At 28.5% G+C, this 19,452-nt stretch carries 16 protein-coding genes and 1 pseudogene; 16 read left to right on the top strand and 1 reads right to left on the bottom strand.

Going from position 1 to position 19,452, the window contains the following annotated elements:
• Nucleotides 1–58: 58 nt before the first annotated feature.
• From KQI77_RS09085 to KQI77_RS09020, 15 genes and pseudogenes are all read left to right on the top strand, one after another.
• Entirely contained in the window at nt 59–727 is a 669-nt protein-coding gene (locus KQI77_RS09085) for an L-2-amino-thiazoline-4-carboxylic acid hydrolase (RefSeq protein ID WP_216390108.1), read from the top strand.
• 215 nt (nt 728–942) lie between these two features.
• Nucleotides 943–2,643, top strand: coding sequence for a methyl-accepting chemotaxis protein (locus tag KQI77_RS09080; RefSeq protein ID WP_216390107.1), 1,701 nt, complete (start codon nt 943–945; stop codon nt 2,641–2,643).
• Nucleotides 2,644–2,984: 341 nt separating this feature from the next.
• The gene (locus KQI77_RS09075; protein WP_216390106.1) at nt 2,985–3,614 is read left to right on the top strand and encodes an SGNH/GDSL hydrolase family protein; all 630 of its coding nucleotides are present in this window, start codon (nt 2,985–2,987) and stop codon (nt 3,612–3,614) included.
• A complete protein-coding gene (locus KQI77_RS09070) occupies nt 3,602–4,306 on the top strand; it encodes an AzlC family ABC transporter permease (protein WP_253289409.1) in 705 nt (234 codons plus the stop codon). The genes KQI77_RS09075 and KQI77_RS09070 overlap by 13 nt, the downstream gene beginning before the upstream one ends.
• Nucleotides 4,303–4,632 (top strand): branched-chain amino acid transporter permease, encoded by a 330-nt coding sequence (locus tag KQI77_RS09065; RefSeq protein WP_216390105.1) that lies wholly within the window; start codon nt 4,303–4,305, stop codon nt 4,630–4,632. Before KQI77_RS09070 ends, KQI77_RS09065 begins: the two co-directional genes overlap by 4 nt.
• 287 nt (nt 4,633–4,919) lie before the next feature.
• Entirely contained in the window at nt 4,920–5,513 is a 594-nt protein-coding gene (locus KQI77_RS09060; protein ID WP_216390104.1) for an AAA family ATPase, read from the top strand.
• 142 nt (nt 5,514–5,655) lie between these two features.
• Nucleotides 5,656–7,005, top strand: a pseudogene (locus tag KQI77_RS13035) (APC family permease); the annotation flags it as partial.
• 180 nt (nt 7,006–7,185) lie between these two features.
• Nucleotides 7,186–8,316: an iron-containing alcohol dehydrogenase gene (locus tag KQI77_RS13030; protein WP_367397297.1), complete on the top strand. Its 1,131-nt coding sequence runs from the start codon at nt 7,186–7,188 to the stop codon at nt 8,314–8,316.
• 946 nt (nt 8,317–9,262) lie between these two features.
• Nucleotides 9,263–9,694, top strand: coding sequence for a YbaN family protein (locus KQI77_RS09050; protein ID WP_216390102.1), 432 nt, complete (start codon nt 9,263–9,265; stop codon nt 9,692–9,694).
• Nucleotides 9,684–11,429 (top strand): ABC transporter ATP-binding protein/permease, encoded by a 1,746-nt coding sequence (locus KQI77_RS09045; protein ID WP_216390101.1) that lies wholly within the window; start codon nt 9,684–9,686, stop codon nt 11,427–11,429. Before KQI77_RS09050 ends, KQI77_RS09045 begins: the two co-directional genes overlap by 11 nt.
• Complete coding sequence (locus KQI77_RS09040) at nt 11,422–13,071, top strand: amino acid ABC transporter ATP-binding/permease protein (RefSeq protein WP_216390100.1); 1,650 nt, start codon at nt 11,422–11,424, stop codon at nt 13,069–13,071. The genes KQI77_RS09045 and KQI77_RS09040 overlap by 8 nt, the downstream gene beginning before the upstream one ends.
• 8 nt (nt 13,072–13,079) lie before the next feature.
• Complete coding sequence (locus tag KQI77_RS09035; protein ID WP_216390099.1) at nt 13,080–13,412, top strand: nitrous oxide-stimulated promoter family protein; 333 nt, start codon at nt 13,080–13,082, stop codon at nt 13,410–13,412.
• A gap of 76 nt (nt 13,413–13,488) precedes the next feature.
• The gene (locus tag KQI77_RS09030; protein ID WP_216390098.1) at nt 13,489–15,666 is read left to right on the top strand and encodes a SulP family inorganic anion transporter; all 2,178 of its coding nucleotides are present in this window, start codon (nt 13,489–13,491) and stop codon (nt 15,664–15,666) included.
• Nucleotides 15,667–15,769: 103 nt separating this feature from the next.
• Nucleotides 15,770–16,378 (top strand): sugar O-acetyltransferase, encoded by a 609-nt coding sequence (locus KQI77_RS09025; protein ID WP_216390097.1) that lies wholly within the window; start codon nt 15,770–15,772, stop codon nt 16,376–16,378.
• 94 nt (nt 16,379–16,472) lie between these two features.
• A complete protein-coding gene (locus KQI77_RS09020; protein ID WP_216390096.1) occupies nt 16,473–17,399 on the top strand; it encodes a hypothetical protein in 927 nt (308 codons plus the stop codon).
• 28 nt (nt 17,400–17,427) lie between these two features.
• On the opposite strand, the gene KQI77_RS09015 is transcribed toward KQI77_RS09020, so the two are convergent.
• Nucleotides 17,428–18,096 (bottom strand): AraC family transcriptional regulator, encoded by a 669-nt coding sequence (locus KQI77_RS09015; protein WP_216390095.1) that lies wholly within the window; start codon nt 18,094–18,096, stop codon nt 17,428–17,430.
• A gap of 219 nt (nt 18,097–18,315) precedes the next feature.
• Here KQI77_RS09015 and KQI77_RS09010 point away from each other — a divergent pair, with 219 nt between their 5' ends.
• Entirely contained in the window at nt 18,316–19,425 is a 1,110-nt protein-coding gene (locus KQI77_RS09010) for an ABC transporter ATP-binding protein (RefSeq protein ID WP_216390094.1), read from the top strand.
• Nucleotides 19,426–19,452 lie beyond the last annotated feature (27 nt).

Here is a 19,452-nt window from a genome sequence, read left to right as displayed (position 1 = left end):
TTGAGTATCAATGCTAATAAGCTTTGATATTACAATACATTTGGTTGAGGTGAATAATATGAAATATATAAAAATGCCAAAAGGTGTTAAAAAAGTAATAAATAAATTACTAAAAGAGAAATTTGATGAAGAAGAAGCACAAAAAAGATGGAATAAGATTGAGCAATTATATGATAAGTTTCAAGAAGAACAACCAGATATAGGTGGAACTAAAAATATGTTGTGGGAGCAGATGTATGCATCATTAGCTATGTTTGCATATTATGAAGCATTAGATAGAAAACCAACTTTAGAGGAGATGGAATATCTTTCAGTAGAATCATTAATAGGTAATAATAGAACTTTTGGCAAAGTTATAGATTTTAATTGGAAGTGGTTTCAGAAAATCTATGGATGGGCATATATAATAGTAAAGAAAGAAACAGATAAACATATTGCAGATGGAAGTTGGAATAATACGTGGAAGTTTGAATTAAATCCAGAAGGTAGGAGTGAAGGAGTTAATATACGTCTTATAGGATGTCCGGTATATGACTTTGCAAAAGCTCATGGATATGAAAATATTATGCCTGCATTATGTAAATCTGATTATAAAATATTTGAACCTTTTCATTGCAAAATGATTCGACGTCATACAGTAGCTAATGGAGATGGATATTGTGAATTTTGGCAAGTAGGAGATAAGAGTGAGGCTTGGAATAAGGTTGATAAGAATACATTAATATAAAATCTAATATATACTCTATTTTTAAAACAAGGTTAAAAAATTAAAATAAATTGTACTTTTAACATACATATATCCCAAAAATATGAAGAATTAACATATAATTCATTGTTTCTACATTTGTTTTTAAATAATTGATATTAAAATTAAAATATGGTATTTAAAGGTTGAAACTATAATAAAAAAACTAAACAAAGCTGTAAGGGGGATATAGAGGTATGAAAAAGAAAGGTATGATGGTGTTTTCAATAACAAATAAAATACTTATATTGATGCTTGTGTGTGTTATTATTAATGCATGGATTGTATTAGCATATAATATACCAAGTTCAAAACAAGCATTAAAAAAATCTATTGAATCTAATATGGAAGATATTTTAGAATTAAGTACTAGGCTTATTAATAACAAATTAGAAGAAAACAATAATAAAGATATATCTTATAATGAGTATAAAAAATTAATAGGCGGAGTAGGAATAAAAGATGTTCCATCAAGTTATGTTTATGTAGTAAAGACTAATAAGAAGTTTGTATATCATCCAGATGAAAGTAAATACAATAAAGAAGTAGTAAATAATGAAATTAATAAATTAATAGATAAAATTAATTGTGGAAAAGAATACAAAAGTGAAAATATAGTTAGTTATAAGTATAATAATGAAATAAAATATGCTGCTTATAAGGTAGAAATAGATAAAGGATTAATTACGGTTATAGGTGCAGATGAAAATGAAGTATTAGCATCAATGAATAAATTAACACGTAACACTACTATTGTTATAGGAGGAGTTACAGCTGGATTAGTAATATTTGATTATATTATGGCAGCAGGAATAACTAAACCTATTAAATCAGTAACAAAGGTAATAAATAACATAGCAGAATTAAACCTTAATAATACAGATGAATTAGAAAAGTTAAAACATAGAAAAGATGAAACTGGTCAAATGAGTCAAGCAGTAATAAGTATGGAAAATGATTTTAAATACATAATATCTAAAATAACAGATGTTTCAGAAGATATTCAAAGGTCATCTGATAATTTACATAAGGTTTCTAGTAAGATTAATATAGCTAGTGTAGACAATTCAGCTACAACAGAAGAATTAGCAGCGAGTATGGAGGAAACAGCAGCTACCACTATTAATATTGATTCTGATATGAAAGATATAATGAAAGATACAGAAAATATCAATAATAAAGCAATTAATGGAATGGAACTTTCAAGAGATATAAAAAGTCGTGCAAATGATATGAATAATAATGCACTTATGGCAACAGAAGAAACTCAGCAGATGTATCATAATGTAAAAGAAAAGACAACATTAGCATTAGAGGAATCTAAGGCTGTTAATAAAATAAATACGCTTGCTTCAACCATTCAAGATATTGCAGACCAAACTGGATTATTAGCTCTTAATGCATCTATAGAAGCAGCTAGAGCTGGAGATGCTGGCAAGGGGTTTGCAGTGGTTGCAAGTGAGATAAGTGATCTTGCAAGTGAATCAGGGAATACTGTTAAAGAAATAATTAACATAGTAGGAGAAGTTAATGATGCTGTTAAGAATATGGAAAACTGTATGACCACTACTTTATCGTATATAGAGAAAAAAGTTATGAAGGACTATAATATGTTTCTAGAATTAAGTAAGCAATATGATGTTGATGCTAATAATTTTAATCAATTTATGATTAATATATCGGAAAATTCTAAAAAATTAAAAGTATCATCAGATAGTATTGTTTCAGCAGTATCTGGAATTAGTGAGACAATATCTAATGCTGCTGAAGGGGTAAGTGATGTAGCAGGTAAAACAGAAATGGTAGTTGCATTATCTGATGATGTAGTACAAGTTGTAGATAAAACAGAAGAAAATTCAAGTGAATTGAAGAAAGTAATAGGTATGTTTAAATTATAAAAAAATAGTAAAGATTCTTAAATGCTATAAGCTCGCTAAAGTTTGGAAAGTTATAGTGTTTATAATAGAATCTTTACTATTTTTTTTATCATATAGGAGATTACATAGAATTAAAATACGTGGATAAGTATCTTAAACATAGTATATATGTAATGCGAAAGGGTATTACCTATAGAGTGGAAATAAGGATTTAGATATAAGATAAAATTTTTTTAACCAGTTATAAAGAAAAGCAATAAAATACATTGGCTGTAATTTGTTGACATAAGAATAGAAATAATTTATTATTTATTTCATACTAGAACGGTAGGGAATACTTACGCTTAAGGAGATGAATTTTGATGAAGAATATATTATGTTTTGGAGATTCAAATACATATGGTTATAAGCCAGATGGCAGTGGTAGATATAATTGTGATATTAGATGGACAGGTCGTTTACAAAAGATATTAGGTGAAGAATTTAATATCATAGAAGAAGGCTTATGTGGACGAACAACAGTATTTCAAGATGAATTAAGACCTGGAAGAAGAGGAATTGATATAATAAGTGTTGCTATAGAATCACATAATCCATTAGATGCAATAATTATTATGCTAGGCACCAATGATTGTAAAACTAGATATGGAGCTTCTGCACATATTATTGCCCAGGGAATAGAGAAGATAGTTAGAAAGGCACAAGATTATGTAAGCAAAGATACAAAAATATTAGTGGTTTCACCTATAGTATTAGGCAGAGGTGTAGGTGAAGAAGGGTATGATCAAGAATTTGATAAACATTCTGAAGAAGTATCTAGAGGATTAGCAAGAGAATATGAAAAGGTAGCAATACAGCAAAATGTTTTCTATATGAATGCTGCTGAAGTAGCTGTACCTAGTGTAATAGATAGAGAACATATGGATGCAGAAAGTCATAAAAGATTTGCAGATGCAATGTCTAGAAAGGTGTTAGAACTTTGGAACGTATAAAGAAAAAAGAATTGATATATGCATTTAAGAAGACATTACCTATATTATTTAGCTATTTATTTTTGAGTATGGCATTTGGTATTATGATGAAGCAAGCTAAGCTATCATTTATATGGGCATATTTAATAAGTGCAACTATATATACAGGAGCTTTTCAGTTTGTTATAGTGCCATTTTTGAGTAGTGGAGCAAATGTTCTAACTGTTGTTTTAACAGCAATTGCAATGAATAGTAGACATATATTTTATGGATTTACATTTGTTGAGGAATTCAAAAAAATGGGTAAAAGGTATTTATACATGATTTTTTCACTTACTGATGAAACATATTCGTTAGATTGTAGCTTAAATGTTCCTGATGATATTAATAGAGAAGATATTTTATTTTATATAGCATTATTTAGTAGAATATATTGGCTTATAGGAACTTCTGTAGGAGCATTATTAGGTAGAATAATACCTTTTGATTTTGAAGGAATAGATTTTTGTATGACAGCCTTGTTCATAACAATTTTTGTGGATCAATGGAGAAATACTAAAAATCATATTCCGGCAATTATAGGATTAGTTTCATCATTATTGTTTATGTTTATATGTGGAAAAGATTCGTTTATATTGCCTGCACTGATGTTATCAACTGCATTACTTATGATATTTAGAAAAAACATTGACGAAGGAAGAAAGTATATATGAGTGAAAAAAATATATTGATAACTATATTGTTATGTTCATTAGTCACTTTTTTATTAAGGGCTATACCATTTATATTATTTGGAGGTAAAAAAGAATTACCTTCAAGCATTAAATATATAGGAAAAGTCTTGCCAGCAGTTATTATGGTTACATTAATTATTTATTGTTATAAAGATATATCGCTTGTGAAGATGAATAATGCTATTGTAAAAGTCTTATCAGGATTAATTGTTGCGGTGGTACACATAGTGAAGAAAAATACAATATTGAGCATAACCATAGGAACTGTTATATATATGATATTAATTAGATTTGCTAAAATATAGAACAATATAATGCACAAAAAAATATTAAATGTAAATCAATATACACACAAAGTGACGTAAATACAAGGTTTGACAAAATATGTTACAAAAAAACAAAAAATTTGACATGAAAAAATATATGTGATATTGTATATATATAGTAAAAATGAATAGGTTTTAAGGCAAAGGTGCCAACATTAATATGTTGTGTATCTTTGCCTTTTTTGTTGTTTCATAAGAAATTATATATATGAAAAACAAAAAAATAATATAAGTAGGAGTAAATTTTAAGATGGGAGTGTTGGTAAATGAAGCACATGGTAATAACAATAGGATGTGAATATGGAAGTGGCGGACCTGAGATTGGCAAGATGATTGCAGATACTCTTGGAATTGAATATTATGATCGTGATTTGGTTGATAAAGTAGTAGATCAGATAGGAGTAGAGAGAGATTTAGTAGAAAAGGCAGACACAGAAAATAATGTAATGTATAGATTTGAAACAAAGCTAGGACCAAGGTATGCTAATCTTACGAATAGAGTAATATACAATCAATTTGAAGTAATAAGAAAATTAGCGAATAAAAAATCTTGTGTAATGATAGGACGTTGTAGTGATTATATATTACAAGATAGAAATGATTGTTTAAATATATTTATATATGCACCTGAAGAGATTCGTTTAAAGTCAGTTATGGAGAAAGAAAATTTATCTAAAAAACAAGCTCTAGAAGTTCTCAAATATAATGATGAGATGCTACATTCTCGTTATAAATATATAACAGGAACTTATAGAGGAGACAGAAAAAATCGTGATATGATGATAGACAGTAGTGTATTAGGTTGGGAAAAGACAGCAAAATATATATTACAATTAATAGAATTAAGATTTGCAGAATAGTTATAAAGTAGGAAAAAATAATATTTGAATTTTGACAAAGGCGTTAAAAATAATAACTTTAAATAAGTTAGTTATATTTTTACGTCATTTTTTATTTTTAGGATAAATCAATAGACTATAGATGAAAGTGGGATGGTATTAGATGGAAAAGAAAAAATCAGAGTTTGATAAAGTTTTTAGTGCATGGGATATTTTGGTAATAGCTTTTGGTGCAATGATTGGTTGGGGATGGGTAGTATCTACTGGTGATTGGATTGAAAGAGGCGGTGTTATAGGAGCTATAATTGGATTTGCAATAGGTGGACTTATGATATTCTTCGTTGGATTAACTTATGCAGAGTTAACTTCAGCAATGCCTCAATGTGGTGGAGAGCATGTATTTAGTTATAAGGCTATGGGACCTATAGGCTCATTTATATGTACTTGGGCAATTATTTTAGGATATGTAAGTGTTGTATGTTTTGAAGCCTGTGCATTACCTACAATAATTCAATATATATATCCAGGATTTTTAAAAGGATATTTATATACTGTTGCTGGATTTGATATATATGCATCTTGGCTTGCAGTTGCAGTAATTGTATCTATATTTATAACTTACATTAATATTAAAGGGGCTAAAACAGCAGCTTTATTACAAACTATACTTACTGCAATAATAGGTGGTGTTGGAATATTATTAATAGTAGCATCTGCTATAACTGGTGATGCATCAAATCTTCAAGATCAATTATTTGTAGGAAAGTCAGCTGGTACAAGTATAAAGGCAATTTTTAGTGTTGCAGTTATGACTCCGTTCTTCTTCATAGGATTTGATGTTATTCCACAAGCAGCGGAAGAGATTAATGTTCCATTAAAGAAGATAGGGAAAATATTAATATTATCTATTGTTTTTGCAGTTGTATTTTATGCATTAATTATATTAGGTGTAGGTTATGTTATGAACCCTGGAGATATACTTAATTCACAATCTGGTTCTGGAATGGTAACAGCTGATGCAATGGCCAAGGCATTTAATAGTAGTATAATGTCAAAGGTATTAATAGTAGGTGGTATGTGTGGAATAGTAACTAGTTGGAATTCATTCCTTATAGGAGGAAGTCGTGCAATGTATTCTATGGCAGAATCATATATGATTCCACGTTTCTTTGTAAAATTGCACAAGAAATATAAAACTCCTATAAATGCACTTTATTTAATAGGAATATTATCAGTTATTGCTCCATTCTTTGGACGTAAGATGTTAGTATGGATAGTTGATGCAGGTAACTTTGGATGTTGTTTAGCTTATTGTATGGTTGCAATTTCATTTATATTATTAAGAAAAAAAGAACCTAATATGGCTAGACCTTATAAGGTAAAAAATTATAAAGTAGTTGGAGCAATTGCGGTTTTAATGTCTGCATTTATGGTAGCTATGTATATAATTCCTAATTCAGGTTGTTCTTTAACTTGGCAAGAAGTTATTATTGCAGGTGGTTGGTGTATTTTAGGAGTAGTATTCTGTGTTGCTTGTAAGATTAAGTATAAAGATAAGTTTGGCTCTCATATAGATGTAGAAATAGAAGAAGCTGAATCAGAAGCAGAAGATGAATTAGATAAGATGGTTGCAGCAGCAATGGAAACTGTAACAGGGGAAGAGGCTATAGCGGTACAAGAAGAAGTTCAACCTATACAGTTTGCTTATAATTTACCAGTGAACATAGTATTTGGTTCTGGAAAGGTTAATGAGGTTGGAGAATTAACTAAGCCGTATGGTAAGAAAGCTTTAATTGTTACTGGTAAGAGTAGTGCTAAGAAGTCAGGATTATATGACAGAGTTAATGATGGCTTGAAAGCTGCAGGATTAGAAACAGTATTATTTGATAAAGTTTCCCAAAATCCATTAACTACAACAGCAAATGAAGGGGCTGAATTTGCTAAAGTAAATAATTGTGATGTTGTCGTTGCAATAGGTGGCGGTAGTATTATGGATTGTGCTAAGGCAATAGCATTTCTTGCAGTAAATAATGGAGATATAAATGATTATATCTATAATAGGTTAAAGAGTGATAGTGCATTACCATTAGTATTGATACCTACAACTTGTGGTACTGGTTCAGAAGGAAATGGATTTGCAGTATTAACTAATCCTGATAATGGTGATAAAAAATCATTACGATGCAATGCTATAGTAGCAAAAGTATCAATAGTAGATCCAGAATGTATGATGACAATGCCAAAGAAAGTATTGGCATCAGTTGGATTTGATGCATTATGTCATTGTATAGAAGCATATACTTCAAAAATAGCACAACCATTTACAGATGCTTTAAGTTTATATGCTATATCATTAATAGCTGATAATATAGTAAATGTATATAAGGGTAAGGCAGGAAAAGATGCTTGGGAAAAGATAACTTTAGCAAGTACTATTGGTGGTATGGTAATAAATACTGCTGGAGTTACACTAGCGCATGGTATGGAACATCCTGCTAGTGGATTAAAGGATATAGTTCATGGACAAGGATTAGCAGCATTAACTCCAACTATAATAGAAGCATCATATAAAGGAAACAGAGATAAATTTGGTAAGATAGCAAGAATATTTGGTGGTATGACTGCAGAAGATTGTTCGGTTAAGATTCGTACATTAATAAAAGAATTAGATTTAGATTGTAAATTATCTGATTTAGGATTAACAGAAGCAGATATACCTTGGATGGCAGAAAATTGTATGAAGGTATCAGCAGCTGGAATTAAGAATAATCCTATAGTTTTTACACAAGAAGAAATAGCAGAGCTATATAAGAAAGCAATGTAAAAAATCTAATGTTGTTTAGATATAATTCAAATTATATTTTTTAATGATTAGTATCAATATTATATGTTTTCATAAATAACATAATTTCATTAAGTATTTCTAAGATAATAAAAAAAGTAAAGATGCCTAAATGCTATAAACTCGCTAAAGCTCAAACAGTATAGCATTTTAAACGGCATCTTTATTTTCTTATTATAAGAAATACTAAAATTCATTATGAAGATTTATTCAAAGCAATAATATTGATACTAATTAAGAAAATTATAATATTAACATTATCAAACAACATTGGATTTTTTCATTATCAACATTTACTTAAATCAATAATTTGATATTAATTAACTGAAAAGATAAGTAATCAAAAAAAGATTAATTCAATAATTTTTTTGCTAGAAATTCTGAAGCCATAAGATACTTTCAGACAATACAGATACACTAAAAATCACCATAACGTTTAAATACCTATTGTCTTTTCCATGAGAATGTTGATTATTTAATTTAAAATACAGAATGTAAAATGAAATCAATAACTTGATATTAATTAATTGAAAAGATAAGTAATCAAAAAAAGATTAATTTAATAATTGTTTATGTAGAAATGCAGAATACATAAGATACTAGTTAACAATATAGATATATTAAAAATCACCATAACGTTTAAATAATTAAAATAGAAGTGATTTGATGGAACAAAGCCTTTTTGCTAGGGTAGAATCAGTAATATTTAGGATATATAAATTACTGTGAGAGCTTGAAGGTTAGTATGAATAAAATTGAGCAAACTGCTTTGTGAAATCAAATTCATTCTATTTTAATATGCTACTGAAACTAATGCTATTATATTTTAATTTAAATATATTACCATTGTTAAATTAATAAAAATAAGATAAACTATCTCTAGATAATGATAATAATAATCAATAACGAGAAAGGAATAAATAAACTAATGAAAAAAATAATAAATATTATATGTATTATATTAGGAAGTGTTTTTTTAATTATAGGGGCTATAGGGGTAATTGTACCTATTTTACCTACAACACCATTCTTGCTTTTAACAGCAATATTATATGCCAAGGGATCGGAGAGATTTCATAAGTGGTTTTTATCTACGAAGATTTATAAGAAATATATAGAAGATTTTATAACTACTAAAGCAATGACAAAAAAGGAAAAGATAAAGGCTTTAAGTGCTTTTACTATTCTATTGACTATAAGCATCATTGTTGCACCTATATGGCATGCTAAGGTATGTATATTAGCAATTATGATAGGGCATTATATATACTTTATTAGAAAAATAAAAACTGTTACTGAAGAAGAAAAGCAGTTACTAAAAGAAACAATTAGAATGGGAGAAAAAGAATATGTTTCATAAAAGATTACTTCAAGAATATAAGGGAAATATACCTAAGATAGTTTTTATTGTATTTATGCAATGGATTGGCATGCTTGCAAATGTTTTATTTGTGTACAAGTTAGCTATTGTTGTTGGAAATTTATTTAAGAAAAAAATGATAAGTTCTGATATTAAAGAATTTTTGATAATAGGAATATTGTCTATAATTATTAGAATTATTACTGTTACAATAGGAAACAAATTATCCTTCGAAGTTTCAACAATTGTAAAATCTTCATTAAGAGAAAGAATATTTGAGAAGTTATTAAGACTAGGCAATGGATATAACAAAAATATATCAACAGCAGAAGTAGTTCAATTATCAACAGAAGGTGTTGATCAATTAGAAATATATTTCGGTAGATATGTACCACAGTTTTTTTATAGCTTACTAGCACCTATTACATTATTTTTTATAGTTTGTACAATGGATATAAAGGTTGCTATAGTGCTATTAATATGTGTACCACTTATACCAATATCAATAGTTGCAGTTCAGAAATTTGCAAAGAAAATGTTAAATAAATATTGGAATACCTATACAGAGCTAGGAGATACTTTTTTAGAGTGTTTACAAGGATTGACTACGCTTAAAATATATGGGGCAGATGAAGAATATTCGAAACGAATGAATTTGGAGAGCCAAAAATTCAGAAAGGTTACCATGAGGGTTTTAATAATGCAGTTAAATTCTATAAGTATTATGGATTTAGTTGCATATGGTGGAGCAGCAATAGGTATAATTCTTTCATTAATATCATTAAATAAAGGCAATATAGAGGTTTATCAATGTTTCTTTATAATAATGATTTCAGCAGAATTTTTCTTGCCTCTTAGATTATTAGGCTCATTTTTTCATATAGCTATGAATGGAAATGCAGCAGCTAATAAGATATTTAAATTGTTAGATACAGAAGAACAAAAGGATGGAAGTGTAGAATTAAGTAATATAGATAACATTACATTTAAAAATGTTGATTTTGCATATGAAGATTCAGCAGATAGAATTGTATTAAAAGATGTTAACATTAATATTCCTAAGGGTAAGATGACAGCAATAGTTGGAGAATCTGGTTGTGGTAAGAGTACAATTGTTTCATTGATAATTGGTGAAGAATCACAAACTAATGGTGATGTATTGATAAACAATAGAAAGATGAATGAATACATTAGAACAAGCAGAATGAAAAAAATTATTAGAATAAATCATAATAGCTATATATTTAAGGGAACTATAAGAAGCAATCTTGCTATGGGATTAAATAATGATAGTATCTGTGAGAATGTAGAAAATAAGATGAGGGAAGTATTAGAGTTAGTTGGATTAACATCACTAATTGACAATGAATATGGACTTGATTCAGAAGTGAAGGAAAGAGGAAGTAATCTATCTGGTGGGCAATGTCAGAGGCTAGCAGTAGCAAGAGCTATACTATCAGATGCAGATGTTTATATATTTGATGAAGCAACATCTAATGTAGATATAGAGAGTGAAGAAAAAATAATGGAAGTCATAAGAAAAATATCTAATGAAAAAGCAGTTGTAGTAATATCTCACAGATTAGAAAATATAATATCAGCTGATAATATATATGTTATTGAAAAGGGAATAGTAAAAGAAACTGGTAAACATGAAGAACTTATGGCAGAAGGAGTAATTTATAGAGAGTTGTATAATAGTCAGAAGGAATTGGAGGCAGTAAGAAATGCATAACGAAAAAAATAGATCTGGATTTAAAGTGATGGCAGGACTTATAGGCATGGTTAAGCCTCTTGTGCCATTTATGATATTAGCTATTATTATGGGAGTTATAGGTAATCTTGTAGCAACCTTTATAACTATATTAGGTGGATATGGAATTGTTAAAACTGGTGATTTTAAATTTATATTTATAGTTCTTGTATTATTTGCAGTGTTTAGAGGTGTATTTAGATATTTAGAGCAAATGAGTAATCATTACATAGCTTTCAAATTGTTAGAGATAATAAGAAATAAGGTTTTTGGTGTATTAAGAAAATTAGCACCTGCAAAACTAGAAGGAAAAGAAAGAGGTAATCTTATATCTATAATTACCACAGATATTGAACTTCTAGAAGTCTTTTATGCACATACTATATCGCCCATATGTATTGCAGTTATATATTCTATTGTGATGATAGTATTTTTAGGTGTAAATCATTGGAGTTTTGCAGTTATTGCAGTAATAGCATATATTATTGTGGGATTAATAATACCTATTATTAATGGTAGAATAGGAAAAAATATAGGAGAAGAATATAGAAGTGGTTTTGGTGAGTTGAATTCTTATGTTTTAGATAATTTAAGAGGAATAAAAGAAGTTCTACAATATGATCAAGGAAAAGAAAGACTTGATAATATGAATACAAAATCTGATTCTATAGAAAATAAACAATCAAAGTTAAAGTCATTAGAGAATAAACAAGCTGTTATAACTAATTCAGTTATAATGGTTACTTCTATGATAACATTATATGTTTCTTATAGATTGATAGAAGTAGGTAGTATTAACAATCTTCAAGGAATAATAAGTATTATAGGTATAATGAGTTCATTTGGACCAACAGCAGCTCTTGCATCCTTATCAAATAATTTACATCAAACACTAGCAAGTGGTAATAGAGTACTTAATATATTAGAAGAAAAACCTATGGTTGAAGATATAGTAGGACAAGAGGATATGCCAGTAGGAGATATAAAAGCATATAGAATAGATTTTACATATGCTGATTCTAATAAACAAGTTTTAGATGGATTTAATGCTACTATAAAAAAAGGCAAGATAAATGGAATATTAGGAGCTAGTGGTTCAGGAAAATCTACATTTTTGAAGTTATTAATGAGATTCTTTAAAGCAGATAGCGGAGAAATAAGATATATAGATAAAGAAAAATCTGTAGAAGTTAATAATATTAATACTCAATCATTAAGGAGTAATATATCTTATGTAACCCAAGAAACTCAGGTCTTTTCTGATACTATAGAAGAAAATATAAGGATAGCAAAGTTAGATGCAACTACAGATGAGGTTATAGAGGCAGCTAAAAAGGCATCATTACATGAATTTATTATGACATTGCCACATGGATATAATACTAGGCTCAGTGAATTAGGTGAATCTCTATCTGGAGGGGAACGTCAGAGAATAGGAATAGCAAGAGCATTCTTACATGATGGAGACATTATGCTATTAGATGAACCAACTAGTAATTTAGATAGCTTAAATGAGGCTGTTATTTTAAAAGCGCTAGAAACAGAGAAAGATAAAAAAACTATAGTAATAGTATCACATAGAAAGTCTACTATGGCAATTGCTGAGAGTATTATGGAGGTTTAAACTTTTTTATGATAGATTTAGTTGAAAAGAGAAATACGGAACAAGAAACAATAAAGGTTATGATTGAGATATATTGTAGAGGAAAGCATAAAACAAAAAAAGGAGAGCTATGTGAAGAATGTGAGCAATTAAGAAGATATTGTAATGAAAGAATTAATAAGTGCCCATTTATGGAGACTAAGACATTTTGTAGTAATTGCAAGGTTCATTGTTATAAGAAAGATATGAGAGCAGAAGTTAAAGAAGTTATGAGATATTCAGGCCCAAGAATGATGTCTCATAATCCTATTATGGTTTTTAAACATATTATATATGGAATCAAAGATAAAGCTAATAAATAGAATTTGGCAAATCAAAAAAGTTGGTATATACTAAAAGAATTAATGAGAGATGATTATGTATAAAGGGGTGTAATTGATGAAGATAAATATGGATTTTAAAGCAATATCAAAAGATATTTTTGTTGGAATTATGATAGCAGCAGTGTCTATACCTATATCTATGGGATATGCACAAATAGCAGGTTTACCAGCAGCATATGGGTTATATGGATCAGTTCTACCAATATTATTATTTGCTATATTAACCTCATCTCCACAATTCATATTTGGAGTAGATGCTGCCCCAGCAGCACTTATAGGAGGTGTGCTTGTTTCATTAGGCATAGAAGCATATTCGGATAAGGCCCTAGAGGTAGTACCACTTTTAGCATTGTATACAGCTATATGGTTGTTTATATTTTACATTTTTAAAGCGGGTAGGCTTGTTAATTATATTTCAACTCCAGTTATGGGAGGATTTATAACTGGGATAGGTACTACTATTATATTGATGCAAGTGCCTAAACTAATGGGAGGAGTAGCAGGAACTGGAGAAGTAATTGAACTAGTGGAACATATATGGCATTCATTTTCGGATATTAATTATTTATCATTAGCAATGGGAATAATATCTTTAGTGCTTATATTGTTAAGTAAGAGATTGTATCCTAAATTTCCTATGAGTTTGGTAGTTATGATACTTGGTGCTTTAGTTACTGTTATATTTCATGTAGATGATTATGGTGTGAAACTATTACCAGCTGTAAAAACTGGATTACCATCACTTATTATTCCTAATTTTTCAGCTATGGGGATAAAGGATGGTCTTATGGATAGTTTGCCTATAGCAGTAGTAATATTGGCAGAATCCTTATTAGCATCAAATAATTTCGCTATGAAGAATAATTATAAGATAGATGATAATAGAGAGATTTTAGCTTATTCTATGGGAAACTTAGGGGCAGCACTTGTAGGATGTTGTCCTGTTAATGGTAGTGTTTCTCGTACAGGAATGGGAGAACAATATGGAGGCAAGACTAAATTAGTTTCTATTGTAGCAGCAATAACTATGATGCTTATATTGTTATTTGCAACTGGATTTATTAAGTATCTTCCAGTACCAGTTCTTACAGCTATAGTAATAACAGCTTTAAGTGGAATTTTAGAATTACATCTAGCAAAGAGATTGCTTAAGGTTAATTCAAAAGAGTTTATAATATTTATAGGAGCTTTTTTAGGAGTATTATTACTAGGAACTATTAATGGAGTTTTGATAGGTGTATTATTATCATTTGCAGCAACTATAATTAAGTCAGCAGTTCCACCTAGGACATTTTTGGGAATAATTCCAGGGAGATATGGATTCTACAATATAAACAGAAATAAGGATGCTGAACCTATAAAACATACATTAATATATAGATTTAGTGGAAGTTTATTTTTTGCTAATGTTAATACATTTCAGAAAGATATAGAAGATGCTATAGAAGAAGATACAAAAGTTATAATTGTAGATGCATCAGGTATAGGAAGTTTAGATATAACAGCAGTAGATGTATTAGAAGCTATGTATAAGAATTTTAAGAGTAAAAATATCAAATTTTATATTACTGAACATATGGGTGAACTTAATGATGAAATGAGAAAATTAGGTATTGGATATTTTGTAGAACAAGGTGTAACAAGAAGAACTATAATTGCTGCCCTTAAGGATTCAGGAGTTATTCCAGATAATTATACAGAAGAAGATTTGACGAAGAATAAAAATTTAGAGTTAATAACTAAGTATGTTCCAAGTGAAGAGGCAATGCAAGAATTTGAATGGGCATTTGGTAAAGATTCAGAGAAACAGATGGAGAAACTTGTAGAAGATGTTATAAGTCATATAGATACAATAGAAGAATTAAAACCAGATACAGATATAGAATTACATTCAGATGTATGGAATCATCTTGGTAAATATGATGAAGACCGTTTGTTAGAACATCTAGAAAGGCATTTAAGTGAAGTCGCTGAGAGATTAGGACAGAAGGCAGATCTAGTTGAAGTTAATATAATCAAGCATCGTTTAGTTCTTGCAATGCAAATGCGTGAAGAAAATTCTAAGAGATATGAAAGATATAAAAAGAAGAAAGAAGAATATGAAGTTATATTAAAAGAAAAGAATCCAGAATTGTATAATAAGGTTAAAGAACATAGAATAAAACAATACAAAAAGATGCAAGAGATTGATCCTAAGTTTGCAGAAGACATAAAGAAATGGATGGATGAATAGAGAAAAACATAATAAGACAAAAAAATAATATAATTGTGCAAGAGCCCTTTGCTTTTATAATTTATAATTATTAATATAATTTATAAAAGTGAGGGGTTTTTTTATGAAAGAAAAAGATAGAATGTTAGCTGGAAAGTTATATATAGCAATGGATGAAGAGTTAGTTAATGATATGAAGAAAAGTAGACGATTAACTCGTTTATATAATACAACTACAGAAGAACAACAAGATTATAGAAAGGAATTATTAAAAGAGTTATTTGAAAGTACTAAAGAAAATTATTACATAGAACCACCTTTTAGATGTGATTATGGATGTAATATAAGTATTGGAAATAACTTTTATGCTAATTATGATTGTATAATTCTTGATGTTAATAAAGTTGTTATAGGCGATAATGTCTTCTTTGCTCCAAGAGTAAGTGTGTTTACAGCAGGACATCCTATAGATGCTGAAATTAGAAATATGCAGTTGGAATATGGAAAACCTGTTTTTATAGGTAATGATGTATGGGTTGGAGGTAATACTGTTATTAATCCAGGTGTAACAATAGGAGATAATGTTGTAATAGGTTCTGGATCTGTTGTAACTAAGGATATACCTTCAGGGGTAGTTGCGGCAGGTAATCCTTGTAGAGTTATAAGAAAAATTAATGAAGAAGATAAGAAGTATTGGGAAAAACTAAAAAATGAATATTATGAATCAAAATAATAAAAAGTTCCTGTAAAAATAAAATTGTAATTTGTGGATATTTATAATAAAATATAATAATGTCTTATTATAGATTAGATACGAGGTAATTTTTATGGGGAAAAAGAACTTAAAGTCTAAGATTAAAAAAATAAAAAATAGAATTGTAGTAGAGGATGCTAATGAAAATAAGTCTTTGAGTAAAGTGCTTAAATTTATTTCCAATGCACAAAAAGAATTAAAAGGTTATAAATTTATAGAAGAGCAATTAATGAATCAAAGTAATATTAGAAAGTTAGTTGATACTAAGTATAATTTTAGTTTGAAGGATGTACATCTGCTATATAATATTGCTAACATGCATAAGATATTAGAAGATGATATAGATTGTACAGCTGAAGAACTACTTAAATTACCAGAAGAAAATCAAATTATTTATTTTTATAAAAGAGGTTGGATATTCAAGATAGATACACACATATTTTTAGAATATATTTTCGCAAAAGATAAGAATGCTATACTTACAGAATACACCATATCTCAGTACATAGTTGAATATATCAAATATAATAATATAGATATATTAGAAATTATAAAAGAATGGACTAGCAAAGCATTTGCTAGTAGAAAGAATGCATTTAGAGAATGTATATATAATATAAAGAGAAACAAATATACAATTGCAATAAGTATGTTATATGTACAACTAGGTGGCATCTTATATAATAGGTATGGATATAAAATAGAGAATTGGTCTATAAGTTCTAAGTTAAAAGAACATAAGTGGTATGAAATTATGGAATGTATACTGTTTGAAGACTTATATGATATATTAGACAAAAGTATATTCAATAATAATAGATGTGAATACTATAAGATAAGTAATAGATATAAAAACATTATGTTGGGTTATATAGAGTCGAATCAATATGAAGTTGAACTTGTTAGGATAATTATGTTGTTAGATTGCATTAATGATTTATCAGAAGATAAAGAACAACTTTTATTAAAAGAAGGAATAGAAGAAAATAGAATTGATTAAAATATGTCTAGATAAGATTGATTATAGATTATCTAGACATATTTCTATATTCGGTAGGTGTCATACCTACTATACTTTTAAAAACTTTTGTAAAATGACCTTGGTCGCAGAATCCTAGTAATGTAGATATTTCAAGGATACTTTTATTTCCGTTCATAAGAAGTGATTTACTTCTATCTATTTTGATTTTTTTGTAATAATTCATTACAGATATACCCATGTTTTTTTTAAAGCAAGAAGAAAGATATCCCATAGATATATGTAAGTCATCTGCTATTTCCTCTAGAGATAGATGATTTTCTATATGAGTGTATAGATAACTAACTATTTTGTTAATGATAAAATTATCTGTAACTTCCACGAAGTTAACAAGAAGATCATAATAAGAAGAGGCTAGATTGAGTTCTAATTTTTGTAATGATTGTAAAGTTGTACAACTTAAGATTGATTTGTAGAATTTATTATATAGTGGATGTAGGTATTGTTTTGTAGAGCCTTTCTTTATAACTTCTCTGCAGAAAACTACATTCCACATGATAAGATCATTTTTTTTGGTTAGAACAGGGATGTTATCTGTGTTTTCCCAAGTGTGTTTTTGCTTAATTAATTCTATTAGAGCTTCTTTATCCTTTGCTTCGATTATATTAAAAACATCATTATTGAAAAAGTAACTATCGGACTCAAAAACGTCATACATAATAAGTCACCTCCTATATTTATTATATATATTATACAAAAAATATTATATATATATCAAAATAATATGACTATTATTATAAAAAAGAGAAGTTTTTATAATAAATCACAAAAAAAATAATAGGGTTTTGTAACCTTTTACAGTGGATGTAAACATTTTTATAATGTATAATATGTAATGTAAATTGAATTATGTAGTTAAATATGAGGAGGAAAAATAATGGCAAATTTATCACTTAGAAACATTTACAAAATATATCCAGGAGATGTATGTGCAGTTAAAGATTTTAACCTTGAAATAGAAGATAAAGAATTTATAGTATTCGTAGGACCATCAGGATGTGGTAAGTCTACTACATTAAGAATGATAGCAGGACTTGAAAGCATATCAAAAGGAGAATTATATATCGGAGATGAATTATGTAACGATAAAGAACCAAAGGATAGAGATATCGCAATGGTTTTCCAAAGCTATGCATTATATCCACACATGACAATTCGTGACAACATGGCATTCGCATTAAAGATAAGAAAAGTACCAAAAGAAGAAATAGATCAAAAGGTAAACGAAGCAGCAAGAATTCTTGATATAGAACATTTATTAGACAGAAGACCAAAGGCTTTATCAGGTGGTCAAAGACAAAGAGTTGCTTTAGGTAGAGCAATAGTTAGAAATCCAAAGGTATTCCTTATGGACGAACCTTTATCAAACTTAGATGCTAAGTTAAGAGTTCAAATGAGAACTGAAATTTCTAAGTTACACCATAAATTACAAACAACATTTATATATGTTACACATGACCAAGTAGAAGCTATGACAATGGGAACAAGAATAGTTGTTATGAGAGATGGTGTAATTCAACAAGTTGATACTCCACAAAATATATATAACTTCCCATCTAACAAATTCGTTGCTGGTTTCATAGGAAGCCCTCAAATGAACTTCTTTGATGGAAAAGTAGTAGTAGAAGGAGAAAAAGCTTACGCTACATTAGGTAACCAAAAGATTCTATTACCAGAAGAAACTGCAAAGGTTGTTAAGAAAGAAAACTTAGCTGGTACTGAAGTTACATTTGGTATAAGACCAGAATATTTAGATGATGATGCAGAATTAGTAGCTGCTAATCCAGGAGAAGTTGTTGACGTAGAAGTAGAAGTTATCGAACTTATGGGTTCTGAAAGCTATATCTATGTTAAAGATGACACAACTCCATTAACAGTAAGAGTTAACGGAACAACTAAGTTAAAAGTTGGAGATAAAGCTAAGATCCATTTAGATGCAACTAAGATTCATATATTCAACAAAGAAACTGAAATGAGAATCGTTTAATTTGTACTAAAATAATATAATAAAATA

It is taken from the genome of Clostridium sp. MSJ-8, from assembly GCF_018918325.1.
In the GTDB taxonomy this organism is placed as follows: domain Bacteria; phylum Bacillota; class Clostridia; order Clostridiales; family Clostridiaceae; genus Clostridium.
This window is presented reverse-complemented; position numbering and strand designations above follow the sequence as displayed.

What these genes read in the sequence shown, in the direction of transcription:
- KQI77_RS09085 (WP_216390108.1), top strand. Translation starts at nt 59, where the DNA reads ATGAAATATATAAAAATGCCAAAAGGTGTTAAAAAAGTAATAAATAAA.
- KQI77_RS09080 (WP_216390107.1), top strand. Translation starts at nt 943, where the DNA reads ATGAAAAAGAAAGGTATGATGGTGTTTTCAATAACAAATAAAATACTT.
- KQI77_RS09075 (WP_216390106.1), top strand. Translation starts at nt 2,985, where the DNA reads ATGAAGAATATATTATGTTTTGGAGATTCAAATACATATGGTTATAAG.
- KQI77_RS09065 (WP_216390105.1), top strand. Translation starts at nt 4,303, where the DNA reads ATGAGTGAAAAAAATATATTGATAACTATATTGTTATGTTCATTAGTC.
- KQI77_RS09060 (WP_216390104.1), top strand. Translation starts at nt 4,920, where the DNA reads ATGAAGCACATGGTAATAACAATAGGATGTGAATATGGAAGTGGCGGA.
- KQI77_RS09050 (WP_216390102.1), top strand. Translation starts at nt 9,263, where the DNA reads ATGAAAAAAATAATAAATATTATATGTATTATATTAGGAAGTGTTTTT.
- KQI77_RS09045 (WP_216390101.1), top strand. Translation starts at nt 9,684, where the DNA reads ATGTTTCATAAAAGATTACTTCAAGAATATAAGGGAAATATACCTAAG.
- KQI77_RS09040 (WP_216390100.1), top strand. Translation starts at nt 11,422, where the DNA reads ATGCATAACGAAAAAAATAGATCTGGATTTAAAGTGATGGCAGGACTT.
- KQI77_RS09035 (WP_216390099.1), top strand. Translation starts at nt 13,080, where the DNA reads ATGATAGATTTAGTTGAAAAGAGAAATACGGAACAAGAAACAATAAAG.
- KQI77_RS09030 (WP_216390098.1), top strand. Translation starts at nt 13,489, where the DNA reads ATGAAGATAAATATGGATTTTAAAGCAATATCAAAAGATATTTTTGTT.
- KQI77_RS09025 (WP_216390097.1), top strand. Translation starts at nt 15,770, where the DNA reads ATGAAAGAAAAAGATAGAATGTTAGCTGGAAAGTTATATATAGCAATG.
- KQI77_RS09020 (WP_216390096.1), top strand. Translation starts at nt 16,473, where the DNA reads ATGGGGAAAAAGAACTTAAAGTCTAAGATTAAAAAAATAAAAAATAGA.
- KQI77_RS09015 (WP_216390095.1), bottom strand. Translation starts at nt 18,096, where the DNA reads ATGTATGACGTTTTTGAGTCCGATAGTTACTTTTTCAATAATGATGTT.
- KQI77_RS09010 (WP_216390094.1), top strand. Translation starts at nt 18,316, where the DNA reads ATGGCAAATTTATCACTTAGAAACATTTACAAAATATATCCAGGAGAT.